Source organism: Paenibacillus sp. (genome assembly GCF_031177825.1).
Classification (GTDB): Bacteria; Bacillota; Bacilli; order Paenibacillales; family YIM-B00363; genus Paenibacillus_AE.
The window spans coordinates 171792-188233 of the sequence record NZ_JAPSKE010000002.1 but is presented as its reverse complement, the minus strand read 5'-3'; the positions used below and the strand labels follow the sequence as shown (position 1 = coordinate 188233).

Here is a 16442-nt window from a genome sequence, read left to right as displayed (position 1 = left end):
TATTTTGGAATTATACTACATTCATCACAAATGGGTTTTTGGAAATCTGAGGAGGGTATCGTTATGACGGAAGAGACGAAGGTACAAGCAAACGAGCAAGCGGCGGCGGAATCCGCGGACACGGTGGACATGAACGAGGTGTCGACGGTTAAGAAGGGCGACATCGTCACAGGCACCGTCGTGAAGGTGGAGGACAATCAGGTGTACGTGGACATCGGTTACAAATACGATGGCGTCATCACCGCCCGCGAGCTGTCTTCCGTCCCTCTTGACAATATATCGGACGTCGTTCAATTGGGACAGGAAGTTACTTGCAAGGTCGTCGGCATCAACGACGCGAAAGAAACGCTAACGCTTTCGAAGAAGCAAGTCGAAGGCGAGAAGGCTTGGGACAAAATGCAGGAGTACCTCGACAACAACGAGACGATCGAAGCGAAAGTCGTCGACGTCGTGAAGGGCGGACTCGTCGTGGACGTGGGCGTTCGCGGCTTCATTCCGGCTTCGATGGTCGAGCGTCACTTCGTCGAAGACTTCAGCGACTACAAGGGGCGCACCTTGAAGCTGAAGGTCAAAGAAATCGACCGTCCGAACAATAAGCTCATTCTCTCCCAGAAGGACGTTCTGGAAGAGCAATACCAAGCGCAAAAGCAACAGGTCATGGAGCGTCTGAGCGTAGGCGACGTCATCGAAGGCACGGTTCAGCGCCTGACGCAATTCGGCGCGTTCGTAGACGTCGGCGGCGTGGACGGCCTCGTTCACATCTCCGAGCTTTCCTATCAGCACGTCGAGAAGCCTTCCGACGTCGTGAAGGAAGGCGACAAGGTGAAGGTGAAAATCCTGAAGCTCGATCCGGCCAACGAGCGCATCTCCCTCAGCGTGAAGGCGGCACAGCCGGGTCCGTGGGAGCAAGCGGGCGGCCAATTCCAGATCGGCGACATCATTCAAGGCACGGTTCGACGTCTTGTCGACTTCGGCGCGTTCGTCGAAGTGGCGCCTGGCGTCGAGGGCTTGGTTCACGTTTCCCAGATCGCTCATCGCCGCATCGGCACGCCGCATGAAGTCCTGAAGGAAGGACAGCAAGTGAACGTGAAGGTGCTCGACATCAACGTAGCGGAGAAGCGCATCTCCCTCAGCATCAAGGAGACGGAAGAAGCGCCGGAGCAGCCGCAACGCCAAGATCGTCCGGCCCGCGCGCCGCGACAGCCGCAAGTCGACATTCCGGACGCGCAATCGCTTAACCTGACGCTCGGCGAGCGCTTCGGCGACAAGCTCAGCAAGTTCAAGTAATCGACGAGCGACGGGGAGTCGAAACGAATGACGCGAATGTCGCGCAAGATGGATCATGTTCGCCATGCGCTCGCTTCCGGCCAGAGCGGCCGGAACGGCCTGTCGGACGTGAGATTCGTGCATAACCCGCTCCCCGACACGTCCGTGTCCCATATCTCGCTTACGACCCGAATCGGCGAACTCACTATGAGCTCGCCGATTCTTATTAATGCGATGACGGGCGGGGCGACGGAGACGGAAGAAATCAATTACGGCCTCGGGGAAGCGGCGAGGCTTACGGGCGTCGCGATGGCGGTCGGCTCGCAGATGGCCGCTTTGCGCGATCCGGAGCTCGAAGCGAGTTATGCGGCCGCGCGACGAGCCAATCCCGAAGGGCTGCTGTTCGCGAACTTGGGCAGCGAGGCGACTCCGGAGCAAGCGAAGCGCGCCGTCGAGATGATCCGGGCGGATGCGCTCCAAATTCATCTGAACGTCGTGCAGGAGCTGGTCATGCCCGAGGGCGATCGCTCCTTCGAAGGGGCGCTGCGCCGCATCGAGCGAATCGTGCGGAGCGCGGACGTCCCGGTCATCGCGAAGGAGGTCGGCTTCGGCATGACCATGGACGCGGCTTCCCGCTTGCTGTCGGTCGGCGTCGCGGCCGTCGACTGCGGCGGAACCGGCGGAACGAACTTCGCTCGAATCGAGAACGCTCGCCGGGAACGGCCGCTTCCGTGGTTCGACGACTGGGGCAACACGACCGCGGAATCGCTGCTCGAAGCGAAGGAAGCGGCGCCGGCCGGCCGATTGATCGGCTCCGGAGGCATCCGCACGGGCTTGGAAGCGGCGAAATCGATCGCGCTCGGCGCGGATGCCGTCGGACTGGCCGGCGCGCTGCTGCGCAAGCTTCGCGAGGAGGGGGTCGAAGCGGTCGCCGCCTCGATCCGCGAGCTGGAGGAGGAGCTGCGGCTCGTCATGACCGCCGTCGGCGCTCGAACGATTCCCGAGCTCCAATCCGCGCCGGTCGTGATCGTCGGCGAGACGGCCGATTGGTGCGCCGCGCGGGGCATCGACATCCGGAAGTACGCAAGGCGCGCCGCGCGGCCGGAGCGGGAGGCCGACTCGGAGTAAAACGAGGCGCTTGGAGCGATAATAGGGGAAAGAACCGATTCGCGGAGGTACGAGCATGAATCCGGGCTTTCTCTCTTATATTTTGCTCACCTTGTCCCTGATCTTGATTTGCTTCGGCTGGAGATCGCATGCGATCGGCGGGGCGTCGGCGCGGGCGGCGTCGCTGTTTTGCCTCGGCTGGATCGCGGCCGCCGCCGTCGACTGGAAGGCGGGAGCATGGGCGGGGACTGCGGCGTACGCGCCGCTGCTCGCGCTCGCGGCGCTCGGGCTCGTCTCGCCGTTTTCGAGGAAGGACGCCGCGGCTGCGCTGTCGTTCGGGTGTTTGCTCGGCGCGATCTTTTCGCTCGTGCAGCTCGTCGAACGAGTCGACCCGCTGGCGATCGTCCTGCATCCGACCGTCGACCCCGTCGCGTTGATCGCCCTCCTGGTCGTCTGCTATACGAGGCGCGCCGCGGCGCAGCTCGCGATGCTGTCGATCGCGCTCGTCGTGAACGACGCTTATATGGCGCTGCTGTACGCAAGATGGCAGCCGCCCTTCTTCGGGGGCCGCGAATTTCAAGACGCGTGGTGGGTGGCCGCGGCATCGGCGCGCGTGCTTTCGGTCGCGTCCGCGGCCGTCGTCGACCGGGCGAAGCGGGAAGGCGGAAGGATCTGGGCATGGCTTCGGGTGCGAAGGTAAGACGCCGTTTTCGCATTCGGGGCTTCTTTTTGTTATGATGAGGTCAGTTCAAACGAAGTCGTATACATAATAGGAGAGTGAATGTATGGCCAGACCGATCGTGGCCATCGTCGGCCGGCCGAACGTCGGCAAGTCGACGATCTTCAACCGAATTATCGGGGAACGATTGGCAATCGTGGAAGACCGTCCGGGCGTGACGCGCGACCGGATTTACGGAACCGCCGAATGGAACGGCAAGCCGTTCAGCATTATCGACACGGGCGGCATCGAAATTTTCGGCGAAGACGAGCTGCTGAAGCAAGTGCGGATGCAGGCGGAGTTGGCCGTCGAGGAAGCGGACGTCATTCTGTTCATCGCCGACGCGAAGGCGGGCCTGACCCCGGCGGACGAGACGATCGCGCAGCTGCTGTTCCGCTCGAACAAGCCGATCGTGCTCGGCGTCAACAAGATGGACAATCCTGCGAGCACCGACGAGATCTACGAGTTCTATTCGCTCGGGTTGGGAGATCCCGTAGGGTTATCCGGCACGCACGGCATCGGCGTCGGGGACTTGCTCGACGAGATCGTGAAGCGTCTTCCGGAGAAGCCGGAAGAGCTGTACGGGGACGAAGTGATCAAGATCGCGTTGATCGGCCGTCCGAACGTCGGCAAGTCGTCGCTCGTGAACGCGCTGCTGGGGGAAGAGCGCGTCATCGTCAGCGACATCGCCGGTACGACTCGCGACGCCATCGATACGCCGTTCGAGAAGGACGGACAGCAATATGTCCTTATCGACACCGCCGGCATACGCAAGCGCGGGAAGGTGTACGAGGCGACCGAGAAGTTCAGCGTCATGCGATCGATGCAGGCGATCGAGCGCGCGGACGTCGCGCTGATCGTCATCAACGGCGAGGAAGGCATCATCGAGCAGGATAAGCACATCGCGGGGTATGCGCACGAGGCGGGCCGAGCGGCCGTATTCGTCGTGAACAAGTGGGACGCGGTGGAGAAAGACGACAAGACGATGCAGCGCTTCACGGAATCGATCCGGGATCACTTCCTCTTCATGTCGTACGCGCCGATCGTCTACGTTTCGGCGACGACGAAGCAGCGTCTGCACAAGCTGCTGCCCGTCGTGCAGCACGTCGCGGAGCAGCATTCGATGCGCGTGCCGACGAACGTGCTGAACGATATCGTGGCGGACGCCGTCGCGGTCAATCCGCCGCCGACCGACAAGGGCCGTCGTCTGCGCATTAATTACGTCACGCAAGTCGCGGTGAAGCCGCCGACGTTCATCTTGTTCGTGAACGAACCGGAGTTGATGCATTTCTCGTACGAGCGCTATTTGGAAAATCGGATCCGCACGGCGTTCCCGTTCGAGGGCACGCCGGTACGTATCGCGACCAAACGGAAAAACGACGGGGAGTAACGAAGGAACCGCTTTTAGCGTACCTACCGAGCGTACGCGATGCGGTTCCGACGAAACGGATGTAAGACCAGGAGTAAGGGGAGAAGGACAACGTGAATTACGTTCTCGCGGTCGTCATCGGCTATTTGATCGGTTCGATCAGCTTTAGCTTCTTATGGGGAAAAATGTTTCAAGGCATCGACATTCGCAAGCACGGCAGCGGCAACGCCGGCGCGACGAATACGCTGCGCGTGATGGGCGTCGGTCCGGCGCTCACCGTGCTGGCGCTCGACATCGCGAAGGGCGTGCTCGCGGTATGGGTCGGCTGGTGGCTCGAACCCGGTTCGTTGCTGCTGCCGATTCTCGCCGGCTTCGCGGTCATCATCGGCCACAATTGGCCCGTTTTCTTCGCGTTCCGCGGCGGCAAGGGCATCGCCACGATGATCGGCGTCGTGGCGACGCTGTGCTTCGTGCCCGGCCTCGTCGCGGGCCTTGTCGGCATCGCTTCCATCGTCGTCACGCGATTCGTCTCGCTCGGCTCGCTGCTGTTCGCGGCGCTGCTGCCGGTGTCGCTCTGGGCGTTCGGCCGAGAGCCGGAATTGATCGTATTCAGTCTGGCGCTCGCCGCCCTGGCGTTCTATCGACATCGGAGCAACATCGTGAAGCTGGCGCAAGGGAAGGAAAACAAACTTTCGTTCCGCCGCTCGAACCGATAAGGGGAGGGGAACCACGCGAATGAAGAAAGCGACCGTATTCGTGGCGGGCAGTTGGGGAACGGCGCTCGCCGCGGTATTGGCCGACAACGGCCTCGAGGTGCTGCTCTGGACGCGCGGCGAAGCGCAGGCGAAGGAAATCAACGAGCGCCGCACGAACGAAAAGTACGTACCCGGGACGAAGCTCGCGCCGAGCGTCCGCGCGACGACGAGCATCGAGGAAGCGACGCGGCACGGGGACATCCTCCTCTTCGTCGCGCCGTCGTCCGCGATGCGCGACGTCGCGCGTCGGGCGAAGCCGTACGTGCGCGGCGATCAATTGATCGTGCACGCGACCAAAGGATTCGAAGCGGACACGCTGCTCCGCATGTCGCACGTGCTGGAGGAGGAGTTCGCGGACGTCCTCGAGCCGGGCAGCGTCGTCGTCTTGTCGGGGCCGAGCCACGCGGAAGAGGTCATCCAACGCTCGCCGACGACCGTCGTCGTCGCCTGTTCGCGTCCCGAGCTCGCGGAGGCGGCGCAGGACGCCTTCATCACCCCGGCGTTCCGGGTGTACACGAACCCGGACGTCGCCGGGGTGGAGATCGCGGGCGCGCTTAAGAACATTATCGCGCTCGGCGCGGGCATGTCGGACGGCCTCGGCTTCGGCGATAACGCGAAGGCGGCGCTCCTGACGCGGGGGCTCGCGGAGATCGGGCGCTTAGGCGTCGCGATGGGAGCGAATCCGCTGACGTTCGCGGGACTCGCGGGCGTCGGCGACCTCGTCGTGACGTGCACGAGCCGGCACAGCCGCAATTGGCGCGCCGGCTATAAGCTCGCCGAAGGGGCGCCGCTCGAAGAGGTGCTCGCATCGCTCGGCATGGTCGTCGAAGGCGTCCGCACGACGAAGGCGGCGATCGCCCTCGCAGCCAAATACGGCGTCGAGCTGCCGATCGCCGAGCAGCTGCACGCCGTATTGTTCCGCGGCAAACATCCGCGCTCGGCCGTCGAGGCGTTAATGGGCCGCGGCCGTACCCACGAGATCGAGGACATCGTCCGCGAAGCCGCGGCGGCGTTCCGCGATGCGCCCGCCGACTAACGTCTTCGCGTTCGCGACGCGCCCGCCTACACCTTCCGCTAGTCCCCATCATACGATGGAGAAAACGGCGGAGGGAGGAACGCGAATGGCGAAGCCAATCGGCAAAGACGTGCTCGGCGTGGTCAAGAAGAAGACCGGAAAGACGATCACGGAGAAGGACATCAACAAACTCGCTAGCGGCGTGAAGCCGTCGACGATGCAGAGCGAAGCCGAGCTCAAGCAGCTCATCAAGAGAGTCGGCGCAATGGCCGGCGTACCGGTATCGGATTCCCTGATGAAGGAAATCGTGACGGCGGTCAAGAAGAGCGGCATGAACCCGAACAGCATGGAGCAGCTTATGAAGATGATGATGAAATAATCCCGCGCGTTTCGGGCGGGGTACCAAAGCGGGCGTCCGTGCAAGTCATACGGGCGCCCGCTTGCGTGTCGGGGAAATCGCTGTGTATACTGTTATGAAAATGAATCTCGTTTCGGAGCCCGAAGCCCGGTCTCCGGAGCGTACCGGGAGAAGAGAATATGTCGCCGCTCGACAAAATGTGGGCGTCCTTCGTGGCGCTGGGATTCATGGCTGTCGCTTCGCTGCTCATCACATACGCGCGCGCAAAGACGAAGGGGGCGGTACGCGTCGTCCTGTCGATCGTCGCGTTCGCGCTGCTCGTGCTGATGGTGCCGTTCGCGCTGCTATCCATGTTTTAGTAGAAAAGAGGACAAGCTATGCTGACGTTGAAGGGACGAACCGTCGTCAAGACGGTGCCCGTCGAAATCGGAAAGTCGCTGCTCGACCATGCGCTCGCGAACGGGATCGATCTCGGGTTTTCCTGTACGCGGGGGACGTGCGCGCGGTGCCGGGTGTACGTAGAAGAAGGCCGCGAGCTGCTCGGCGAGCCGAACGACGCGGAATACGATCGCATGGACGAAGAGGAGATCGAACAAGGGTATCGTCTCGGCTGCCAAGCGACGGTAAAGCGCGAAGGCGAAATACGCGCCGTCAACCGCACTTATTTTTAGAATCGAGGGGTAGAACCATGACTTCGGCTCAATTGCCGTCCGCGCTGGCGGAGGCGCTCCGCACGGCGGCCGATCGCTGGTCGGCCGTGCCGTCGCCGTGGCTCGTCGGCGGCAGCTGCGGCCTGACGTACCACGAAGTGCCGATCGCGGCCGCGCCTCGGGATTTGGACATCTACGTCGACGCCGATGGCGCCGTCGCGTTCCATCGCGCGCTCGCCGACTTCGCGGTAGACGAACAACAATACAACGAAACCGAACGGTACCGCTCGGTACTGTCTCACTATGCGATCGGAGGCGTGACGCTGGAGCTCGTCGCCGGCTTCGAGGTACGCGAGCCCGGCGCCTTGTACCGCGTCGATATCGCGGGCGCGATGCGAACGCACGCGCTGCGGGCGGAAGCGAAGGGCGCTTCGATCGGCGTCATGCCGCTCGCTCACGAGCTGGCGTTCAATCTGCTGCGCCACCGCCAAGACCGGTACGAAAGCATCGCCGCCGCGATGCGGAGCGACTTGACTTCGCATCTGCCGGCGCTGATTCGGATTCTTGAGGACAACCGGTTCGACGAGAACTGGCGCGCACGCCTTCTTGGGCTGCTGGACGTACCCGGCGATCTCCTCGGAGCGGCCGGGGAGGCGACCGCATGCCGCGAGTGACGTTCCAACCCGAAGGGAAGACGATCGACGTTCGGCCGGGCACGACGCTGCTGGCCGCGGCGCGTCAGGCCGGCGTCGCGGTGCGTACGCGCTGCGGCGGCGTCGCGGGGTGTCTAATGTGCAAGGTAAGGGTGGTCGATCCGTCGACCGTTACCCCGCGGACCGACGCCGAACGGCGCAAGCTGGGGGACGGCGCGGACGAACGGTTGTCCTGCCAGACGAAGGCGACGAAAGACGCGACGGTCCTCGTGCCCGAAGACCCGTTGAAGGCGGCCGTGCGCCGCCAGCTCGAACGGCAGAAGGAAGAGGAGGAGGGGGGCTTATGGTGATTCGGCGTTGGTCTCGAGTCCTGTTCGTTCTGCTTGCGGCGGCGATGCTGACCGGATGTATGTATCGCGGCGAAATCGAGCGCCGGCAAGCGAATCCGGCGTTCGTCCGCGAAGAGATCGACCGCGTCGCTGCGGCGGTAGAACGTTATTACAAGGCGAGAGGCGTCTATCCGATCAAGAACGCCGACGAATCGACGTCGGCGTTCGAGAAATACGTCATCGACCTGAACCGGCTCGTGCGAACGGACATGTTAAGCTCCATCCCGGCGAACGCGTTCGAGGCCGGAGGACATTATTATTATTTGCTCGTTCATCCGGAGACCGAGCCGGTCGTCATGCTGATGGACCTGTCCGCGGTGCAGCAGGTCGCCGATTTGCAAAAGGACGTCGATCGTTATCGCGACGCGAACGGCAAGCTGCCGGCCGGCGCCGAAACCGCGCCGGGCTTCTTCGCCATCGATTACGCCGCGCTGAAGCGGGAGGCGCCGGACATCCGGAGCCCGTTCACGAATCAAATTTTGTCGGTGCTGCTTCATGCGTCGGGGGAGACGTTGATCGACTACGGCCTCGATATTATGGAGGCGTCCCGCCAGGCGGGCGACGCGCCCGTCGCCGAAGGCGAAGACGCGCGGGAATGGCTCGCGAAGGCGTCTCCGCTCGCGCCGGCGCTGTCGTATCCGTACGTCTGGAAGAACGGCGAACCGGTGCTGACGGCGCCGGAAGGGAAGTAATTGAATCAGGTGATTCGCAAGGCGCGCGCGCTTCCGGAAGGACGGAAGGCGTGCGTTTTTTTATAGAAACCGACTATAGACAGTAAACCGAACATTGTTCACGCGGATAATACACCTTTTCGAATCGAGTAGAGTAAACAAGGCCGGCGATCCGTGCGATGCTAGGAACGGAGAGGGGGGAGGTCGAAGCAGCGTCCCGCTGGCAGACTGTACATCCATAGGGACCAATGTAGCGAAAGGGCTAACGAACGAGTGATGAAAAGGAGGAAGGTAACGAATGATGAGGACACGAAAAAGGATCGGCCGGTTTTTGACGAACGCGGGCATCGCGTTCACGTTGTTGCTTCCGGTCGTTCCGGTCCAGTCGGCGCTTGCGGCGACGATTAATGTAACCACTTACGGCGCTAACGGAGGCGATGGAGCGGACGACAGAGCCGCGCTTCAGAATGCGATCAACGCCGCAAGTTCGGGAGATACGGTCTATTTACCGGCGGGTACATATTACCTGGCATCCGGTGGATTGGTCGGCAAGTCGGGCATAAAGATCCAAGGGGAACATCGGGATACGACAATTGTGCGGTACACCGCGACGACCGATGGATTGATGTTGAACCTCAACAATACGAGCGGCACGGAGGTATCCCGGCTTACGTTCTGGGGGAACAATCATACGCTGGCAGGAATCAATGTCGATAACTCGGGCGCAAATCAAGGCAATCACAAATTTCATCACAACTTGTTCAAGGAGTTCACCAAGTCGGACGGGTTCGCGCCGTTCGGCATTATGACCGCCAATTCGGACAATAACGAAATCACCGACAACGAGTTCATCAACATGGGCGTCAATTCCACCTGGGGCGCCGGGATCCGCGCCGGTTGGAATTCCAACGGGACGAAGATTCTCCGCAATATCGTAGACGGCTCCGGCCGCGGAGCGATCTTCGCCAACGACGGCTGTCAGAACGTCGTCGTCTCGAACAATACCGCTACCCGTTCCGGCTTGAAGGAGCACGGGTTGTCGATCGAGTTGCATACCAACTGCAACCACTCGGTCGTTGAAGACAACCATGTCGACCACTGGCTGAGCGTCGTCCGCTCCCAGTATACAGCGACGCGCCGCAACTTCGTCGGCACGAACGACGGAACGGTGCAGGGAATGGGTCTGGAAATCATGGCCCCTCATTCGATCGCGACCGACAACATCGTCGATAACGGCCAGCAGGTCGGCATCCAGCAATCGTCCGGCTCCGGGTATCAATATTGGGGCTACAACACCGTCAAGAACATGGTCATGTGGGGCATGCAGCTCCAAGGCGAAGGTGCCGAAGCGCCGCAGCAATATCAGTATTTCTATAAGAATACCTTCGAGAATACACAGCGGGGCAATCCGGCGGCGGCATATCCCGGATACGACGGCAACGCGGTCCGGATTCACGGCAACTCGCTCAATATGACGTTCGACAGTAACACGATCAAGAACAACGGCCGGAAAGCGATCGAAATTACGACGTCTCCGGGCACGGATCGCTTGAGCTTCATTAACAACGTCATTACCGGAAACCAAGACGCTTCCATCGACCAATACCCGTCCAGCGCGGCGCATCTGGAGTGGAGCAACAACACGGTCAGCGGCAACGGCACGAACACGCAGCTGACGAGTCGCGGTTTCACGAATCCGAAGCCGACGGCGAACTTTACGGCGCCAACCTCGGTGCAGTTGGGACAATCGGTGACGTTCACGAATACGTCCTCCGACAATGGAAGCATCGTGGAAAACCTGTGGGATTTCGGCGAAGGCGTTCCGTCTACGGTCGTAAGCCCGACCTACACATACCAAAAAGCGGGCACGTACCGAGTCACGCTCGTCGTGTGGGACAACGAGGGTCGCGCGAGCCTCAAAGAACATACGATCAACGTTTACGCGGGTCCGCCGGATACGCAGGCGCCCTCCGCTCCGACGAATTTGTCCGCCCCTTCGAAGTCCAACGTGACGGTCGACCTTGCTTGGTCGGCGTCCACGGATAATGTCGGCGTATACGGCTACGAAGTTTACAAGAACGGAACGCTCGCGGGCGCGACGACAGGCGCCAACGCAACGACCTTTACGGTAACCGGCCTCACGCCGAGCACGACGTACGGCTTTACGGTCAAGGCGAAGGACGCGGCAGGCAACGTCTCGGCGGCGAGCAATACGCTGAGCGTGACGACCGACGCCGGCGACACGCAGCCGCCGACGGCGCCTGCGAATCTGACCTCCACGGGGAAAACAGATACGTCTGTAAGTTTGTCCTGGTCGGCGTCAACCGACAACATGGGCGTAACCGGCTATGACATTTACGCTGGTTCCACGTTGGTCTCCTCGACGACCGGGGCGAGCGGCACGAATCATACCGTTACCGGCTTGGCCCCGAGCACGACGTACAGCTTTACGGTGAAGGCGAAGGACGCGTCGAATAACGTATCGGCCGCCAGCAACGCGGTTTCGGTGACGACCGATCCGCTCGCGAATTGGGTCAACTGCGCTGGCGAAAACCAAACGTGCAGCTTCGCAGGAACGAAAGAAGTGCGCTACGGCGCGAACGGCAGCTATGTCAAAGGCACGTTCACGAACTCTGTCGTTTGCTCCAACAACGCGTTCGGTACAGACCCGGCTCCGGGTTATTACAAAACCTGCGACGTGAACCTCGCCGGCACCGGCGGCGGCGGCGGCGACACGCAAGCACCGACGGCTCCGTCGAACTTGACGTCGCCTTCGAAGACGAGCAACAGCGTGAGCCTGTCTTGGTCGGCGTCGTCCGACAATGCGGGCGTCACGGGCTACGACGTCTATAACGGTTCTTCGCTCGCGGGAACGACGACGAACACGACGTTTACGGTCTCCGGCTTGTCGGCCAGCACGACGTACACGTTTACGGTGAAAGCGAAGGACGCGGCGGGCAACGTCTCCGCGGCGAGCAACGCCGTAACCGTGACGACGAATGCATCGTCCTCGGCTAACTGGGTGCCTTGCGCGGGCGAAAATCAAACGTGCAGCTTCAGCGGCACGAAGGAAGTACGTTACGGAGCCAATGGAAGCTATGCATACGGGACGTTCACGAACTCCGTCGTGTGCGGTAACAACGTGTTCGGCGATCCGGCTCCGGGTCAATACAAAACTTGCGACGTGAACGAAGGCGGAAGCGGCGGCGGAAGCGATACGCAAGCGCCTGCGGCCCCGTCGAACCTGACGTCGCCTTCGAAGACGAGCACGAGCGTCAGCTTGTCTTGGTCGGCCTCGACCGACAACGTCGGCGTCACAGGCTATGACGTCTATAACGGTTCCTCGCTGGCGGGTTCGACCTCCGGCACGGGCTTCACGGTCAGCGGACTGACGGCCAATACGGCGTACACGTTCACGGTGAAGGCGAAAGACGCGGCGAATAACGTCTCCGCGGCCAGCAACGCGGTTACGGTGACGACCGACGCGTCGAGCGGCGGCGGCGGGAGCGTCGTGCGCGAATACTGGACGGGGATCGGCGGAAGCGGCGTCTCCAGCATCCCGCTCGGCAGCGCGCCGACCGGAACGGATACGTTGACCAGCCTGCAAGGTCCGACGAACTGGAACGACAATTACGGCACGAGAATTCGCGGCTACATTACGCCCGCCACGAGCGGATCGTATACATTCTACATCTCGGGCGACGACGAGAGCCAATTCTGGCTCAGCGCGAACGATAATCCGGCGAATAAGACGATGATCGCGAACGTACACGAGTATACGGACCCGCTGCAGTGGAATAAGTTTCCCAATCAGCAGTCCGGCGCGATCTCGTTGACCGGAGGGCAGGCGTATTACTTCGAAATTTTGCATAAGGAAGGCGGCGGCGGAGACAACTTGGCGGTCGGCTGGACGGGACCGGGCATCTCCTCGATCGCCGTCATCTCCGGCAGCTATCTGTCGGCCTATTAATATAGTTCCTTATCGCGCTCCGAAGCCGGCGTCGGAAAACACCGCTGCGTGTTGCCTTCCGACGTCCGCGCCCGGGGCGCTTTTCATTTTTTAAACATAATCGTTCGTTCGAAACATACAACTAAAAAAGGCTGAATTGTTTTGCGTCGTCTATGGGCAAGGGGGCGAAAAAAAGCAGAAGGAAAAAGTCATAACGGCCGTCATGGCACATATATTGATACTAGTCCATTTGCATGTACGAGTTCCGGCGTCTCACGGGCTTGCCTAGAGCGGCGTACGGCGACATCCTCATGACGAAACCAATACTAACTGGGAGGAGATCTCATTGGAAAAAGTCGATATTTTCAAGGACATCGCGGAGCGTACGGGAGGCGACATTTACCTAGGAGTCGTGGGAGCGGTCCGTACGGGTAAATCCACATTCATCAAGCGCTTTATGGAGGCCGTCGTGCTTCCGAACATCCCGAACGAAGCGGAGAGGGCGCGCGCGATCGACGAGCTGCCGCAGAGCGCGGCGGGCAAGACGATCATGACGACCGAACCGAAGTTCGTGCCGAACCACGCGGTTCGCATTCGCGTCGCGGAAGGTCTCGACGTGAACGTCCGCATGGTCGACTGCGTCGGCTACGCGGTGGAAGGGGCCAAAGGGTACGAGGACGAGAACGGGCCGCGGATGATTTCCACGCCGTGGTTCGAGGATCCGATTCCGTTCCAGGAAGCGGCCGAAATCGGCACCCGCAAAGTTATTCAGGAGCACTCTACGCTGGGCGTCGTCATCACGACGGACGGCACGATCTCCGACATTCCGCGCGTCTCTTACGAGGTCGCGGAGCAGCGCGTCGTCGACGAGCTGAAGGAAGTCGGCAAGCCGTTCATTATGATCGTGAACTCGACGAAGCCGCGCGCTCCCGAGACGCTCGAATTGCGATCCGCCTTAGCGGAGAAATACGATATTCCGGTCATCTCCGCCAGCGTGGCCACGATGACCGAAGACGAAATCTACGGCGCGCTTCGCGAGGTGCTATACGAGTTCCCGGTGCACGAAGTGAACGTCAATCTGCCGAGCTGGGTCATGGTGCTCGACGAGCGCCACTGGCTGCGGGCGAGCTTCGAAAACTCCGTCCGCGAGACGGTCAAGGACATCCGCCGCCTTCGCGACGTCGATCGCGTCGTCGGGCAGTTCGGCGAATACGAGTTCATCGAACGTGCCGGTCTGTCCGGCATGAACATGGGGCAAGGCGTCGCCGAAATCGACCTGTACGCGCCGGATGAGCTGTACGATCGGATTCTGATGGAGATCGTCGGCACCGAAATCCGCGGCAAGGATCATCTGCTGCAGATGATGGTCGAGTTCACGCACGCGAAGAGGGAGTACGACCGATTCTCCGAGGCGCTCGAGATGGTCAAGACGACCGGCTACGGCATCGCCGCGCCGTCTCTCGAAGAGATGGCGCTCGACGAGCCGGAGCTGATCCGCCAAGGCTCTCGCTTCGGCGTGCGCCTGAAGGCGACGGCGCCGTCGATCCATATGATCCGCGTCGACGTCGAGAGCGAGTTCGCGCCGATCATCGGCACCGAGAAGCAATCCGAAGAGTTGGTCCGATACCTGATGCAAGACTTCGAGGAAAATCCGGTCAAGATTTGGGAGTCCGATATTTTCGGCCGCTCCTTGCACTCCATCGTCCGCGAGGGCATTCAGGGCAAGCTCGCGATGATGCCGGACAACGCGCGTTATAAGCTTCAGGAGACGCTCGCCCGCATCATCAACGAAGGCTCCGGCGGACTGATCGCCATCATCTTGTAAGCGTCTCGCGAACCGAAGACTCCCGATTCGAAGCCTTTCGAATCGGGAGTCTTTTACTTTACGTCGTAAATTAGATGCTTGCAAAGGATCATAGGTTTGATTTATGATATTCATTGTCCCGGTTTCCATGGGAAATCCTTGGAAAAGTTCAGCGTTTTCTTACCCTCGGATGTATAATCTTGATAGAAAACGTGAAGACAAAGAGTAAGACTCTTAAGCGTATTGGGAGGTGACATGGAATGAATAAGACGGATCTGATCGCCAAGGTCGCGGAAGCGACGGAATTGTCCAAGAAGGACGTAACGAACGTGGTGGAAGCCGTGTTCGACTCGATCGCCGACGCGCTGCAGAACGGCGATAAGGTGCAATTGGTCGGCTTCGGCAACTTCGAAGTTCGCGAGCGTACGGCGCGCAAGGGCCGCAACCCGCAAACGGGCGAAGAAATCGATATCCCAGCGAGCAAAGTTCCCGCTTTCAAGCCGGGTAAGGCACTGAAGGACGGAATTAAATAAGCGATACATAGGGATTGAGGAGAGGCCGTGGACGATTTCAGTTCGCGGCCCTTTACTGTTATTTGGGAACTTGCTATAATAGCTTTTGTGTTCCGGTTTCGGGGTATGGCGCAGCCCGGTAGCGCGCACCCTTGGGGTGGGTGAGGTCGCAGGTTCGAATCCTGTTACTCCGACCATGATAGAGACATCGTCGAAGCCGGTGTCTCTTTCTTTTTCCCCGGATTCTACAAGTCGTCCATAGGAGGAGTCGCCAATGGAAAGCGGCCAGAACGATTACTTCGTCGTGAAGGCGAAGGAGAACGGGGTCCATGTCATCGGTTTGACCAGAGGAGCGGACACCCGGTTCCATCACACGGAGAAGCTGGATAAAGGCGAAGTGATGATCGCGCAGTTCACGGATCACACGTCCGCTGTGAAAATTCGAGGGAAAGCCGTCGTCATGACGAAATACGGCACGATCGAGACGGACGCCTGATTTCCTCAGGCAATTCGGACGCTTTCGACTTTTGAAAATGTTGGACAACCGGCAGGCATAGCCTGCCTTTTTCATTTGTACAATGTTTTAAAAGGATCGGAAGGGGTAAGCCTTTATGAAAGCGTTCATTCGGATCGGTACGGCGGCGGCGCTGGCCGTCGCCATCTCGTTGTTGATATCTTGGGTCGGCGAGCTCGACGGCAGCGTGCTGTCGCCGAGCGGCGAACCGATGACCGTCTTCAGCGATCATACGACCGGCGCGCTGACGCCGGAGACGGTCGTCGACGCGCTGGTCGATCTCGGCTTGTCGGCGGAAATTCGAAGAGTGTCGGTCCGTTCGTCTTTGCTGGAGATCGACCTCGCCCTCACCGGCGACCAGGTCGACGAAGCGTCGGTCCGCGCCGACATGGGTGCCGTCGCGGGCCTTGCGCTAGCGAGGTCGGACAATATCTCCCGCGTCTTCGTGCGCGTGCTGGAGCCGGAGCGCGAAGGAAGCGGCGCGAAGCTGCTGCTGGCGTTGTCCGGCGCGAAATCCGAGTTCCGATCGACGGAGCTGCAGCGGCTTCGAGACGGGGAACCGATGCCGGACGCCTGGCTCGAAGAGAAGATGCGGCTGACGGCCACCGACCGATGGCGCGAGCTCGCGCATTAGCGCCGCCGCGCGCGGCTCGCCGTGCGTCCGTAATATCGTTATGCTATAATGTCAAGAATGAATGCGAACGAAGGACGA

The 16442-nt window shown here is 60.7% G+C and carries 17 protein-coding genes and 1 tRNA gene; all 18 read left to right on the top strand.

Annotated elements, in window-relative coordinates; all coding sequences use genetic code 11:
• Positions 1 to 63 precede the first annotated feature (63 nt).
• The 18 genes from rpsA to RIN49_RS02865 all read left to right on the top strand — a co-directional run bounded on the left by rpsA (position 64) and on the right by RIN49_RS02865 (position 16364).
• Positions 64 to 1287 (top strand): 30S ribosomal protein S1, encoded by a 1224-nt coding sequence (gene rpsA, locus RIN49_RS02950; protein WP_309118673.1) that lies wholly within the window; start codon positions 64 to 66, stop codon positions 1285 to 1287.
• Positions 1288 to 1314: 27 nt separating this feature from the next.
• Positions 1315 to 2394, top strand: a complete 1080-nt coding sequence (gene fni, locus RIN49_RS02945; protein ID WP_309118672.1) for a type 2 isopentenyl-diphosphate Delta-isomerase — start codon at positions 1315 to 1317, stop codon at positions 2392 to 2394.
• A 55-nt stretch (positions 2395 to 2449) separates the two neighbouring features.
• Positions 2450 to 3073, top strand: coding sequence for a YphA family membrane protein (locus RIN49_RS02940; RefSeq protein ID WP_309118671.1), 624 nt, complete (start codon positions 2450 to 2452; stop codon positions 3071 to 3073).
• 85 nt (positions 3074 to 3158) lie between these two features.
• Positions 3159 to 4481: a ribosome biogenesis GTPase Der gene (gene der / locus RIN49_RS02935; protein WP_309118670.1), complete on the top strand. Its 1323-nt coding sequence runs from the start codon at positions 3159 to 3161 to the stop codon at positions 4479 to 4481.
• Between the two features lie 92 nt (positions 4482 to 4573).
• On the top strand, positions 4574 to 5176 hold the full coding sequence (gene plsY / locus RIN49_RS02930; RefSeq protein WP_309118669.1) for a glycerol-3-phosphate 1-O-acyltransferase PlsY: 603 nt from the start codon (positions 4574 to 4576) through the stop codon (positions 5174 to 5176).
• Between the two features lie 19 nt (positions 5177 to 5195).
• Positions 5196 to 6251, top strand: coding sequence for an NAD(P)H-dependent glycerol-3-phosphate dehydrogenase (locus RIN49_RS02925; RefSeq protein WP_309118668.1), 1056 nt, complete (start codon positions 5196 to 5198; stop codon positions 6249 to 6251).
• A gap of 85 nt (positions 6252 to 6336) precedes the next feature.
• Positions 6337 to 6609: a stage VI sporulation protein F gene (locus RIN49_RS02920; RefSeq protein ID WP_309118667.1), complete on the top strand. Its 273-nt coding sequence runs from the start codon at positions 6337 to 6339 to the stop codon at positions 6607 to 6609.
• A 158-nt stretch (positions 6610 to 6767) separates the two neighbouring features.
• Entirely contained in the window at positions 6768 to 6947 is a 180-nt protein-coding gene (locus RIN49_RS02915) for a DUF2768 family protein (RefSeq protein ID WP_309118666.1), read from the top strand.
• Positions 6948 to 6965: 18 nt separating this feature from the next.
• Complete coding sequence (locus RIN49_RS02910) at positions 6966 to 7259, top strand: 2Fe-2S iron-sulfur cluster-binding protein (RefSeq protein ID WP_309118665.1); 294 nt, start codon at positions 6966 to 6968, stop codon at positions 7257 to 7259.
• Between the two features lie 17 nt (positions 7260 to 7276).
• A complete protein-coding gene (locus tag RIN49_RS02905; protein ID WP_309118664.1) occupies positions 7277 to 7912 on the top strand; it encodes a nucleotidyltransferase family protein in 636 nt (211 codons plus the stop codon).
• A complete protein-coding gene (locus RIN49_RS02900; protein ID WP_309118663.1) occupies positions 7900 to 8241 on the top strand; it encodes a 2Fe-2S iron-sulfur cluster-binding protein in 342 nt (113 codons plus the stop codon). The genes RIN49_RS02905 and RIN49_RS02900 overlap by 13 nt, the downstream gene beginning before the upstream one ends.
• On the top strand, positions 8235 to 8972 hold the full coding sequence (locus RIN49_RS02895; protein WP_309118662.1) for a hypothetical protein: 738 nt from the start codon (positions 8235 to 8237) through the stop codon (positions 8970 to 8972). Before RIN49_RS02900 ends, RIN49_RS02895 begins: the two co-directional genes overlap by 7 nt.
• A gap of 277 nt (positions 8973 to 9249) precedes the next feature.
• Complete coding sequence (locus RIN49_RS02890; RefSeq protein ID WP_309118661.1) at positions 9250 to 12921, top strand: fibronectin type III domain-containing protein; 3672 nt, start codon at positions 9250 to 9252, stop codon at positions 12919 to 12921.
• A 325-nt stretch (positions 12922 to 13246) separates the two neighbouring features.
• Positions 13247 to 14725, top strand: a complete 1479-nt coding sequence (gene spoIVA / locus RIN49_RS02885) for a stage IV sporulation protein A (RefSeq protein WP_309118660.1) — start codon at positions 13247 to 13249, stop codon at positions 14723 to 14725.
• A gap of 239 nt (positions 14726 to 14964) precedes the next feature.
• A complete protein-coding gene (locus RIN49_RS02880; protein WP_309118659.1) occupies positions 14965 to 15237 on the top strand; it encodes an HU family DNA-binding protein in 273 nt (90 codons plus the stop codon).
• A 99-nt stretch (positions 15238 to 15336) separates the two neighbouring features.
• Positions 15337 to 15413 (top strand) — tRNA-Pro (locus RIN49_RS02875).
• A gap of 77 nt (positions 15414 to 15490) precedes the next feature.
• Positions 15491 to 15712, top strand: a complete 222-nt coding sequence (mtrB, locus tag RIN49_RS02870) for a trp RNA-binding attenuation protein MtrB (RefSeq protein WP_138193330.1) — start codon at positions 15491 to 15493, stop codon at positions 15710 to 15712.
• Between the two features lie 115 nt (positions 15713 to 15827).
• Positions 15828 to 16364, top strand: a complete 537-nt coding sequence (locus RIN49_RS02865) for a hypothetical protein (protein ID WP_309118658.1) — start codon at positions 15828 to 15830, stop codon at positions 16362 to 16364.
• Positions 16365 to 16442: the final 78 nt, after the last annotated feature.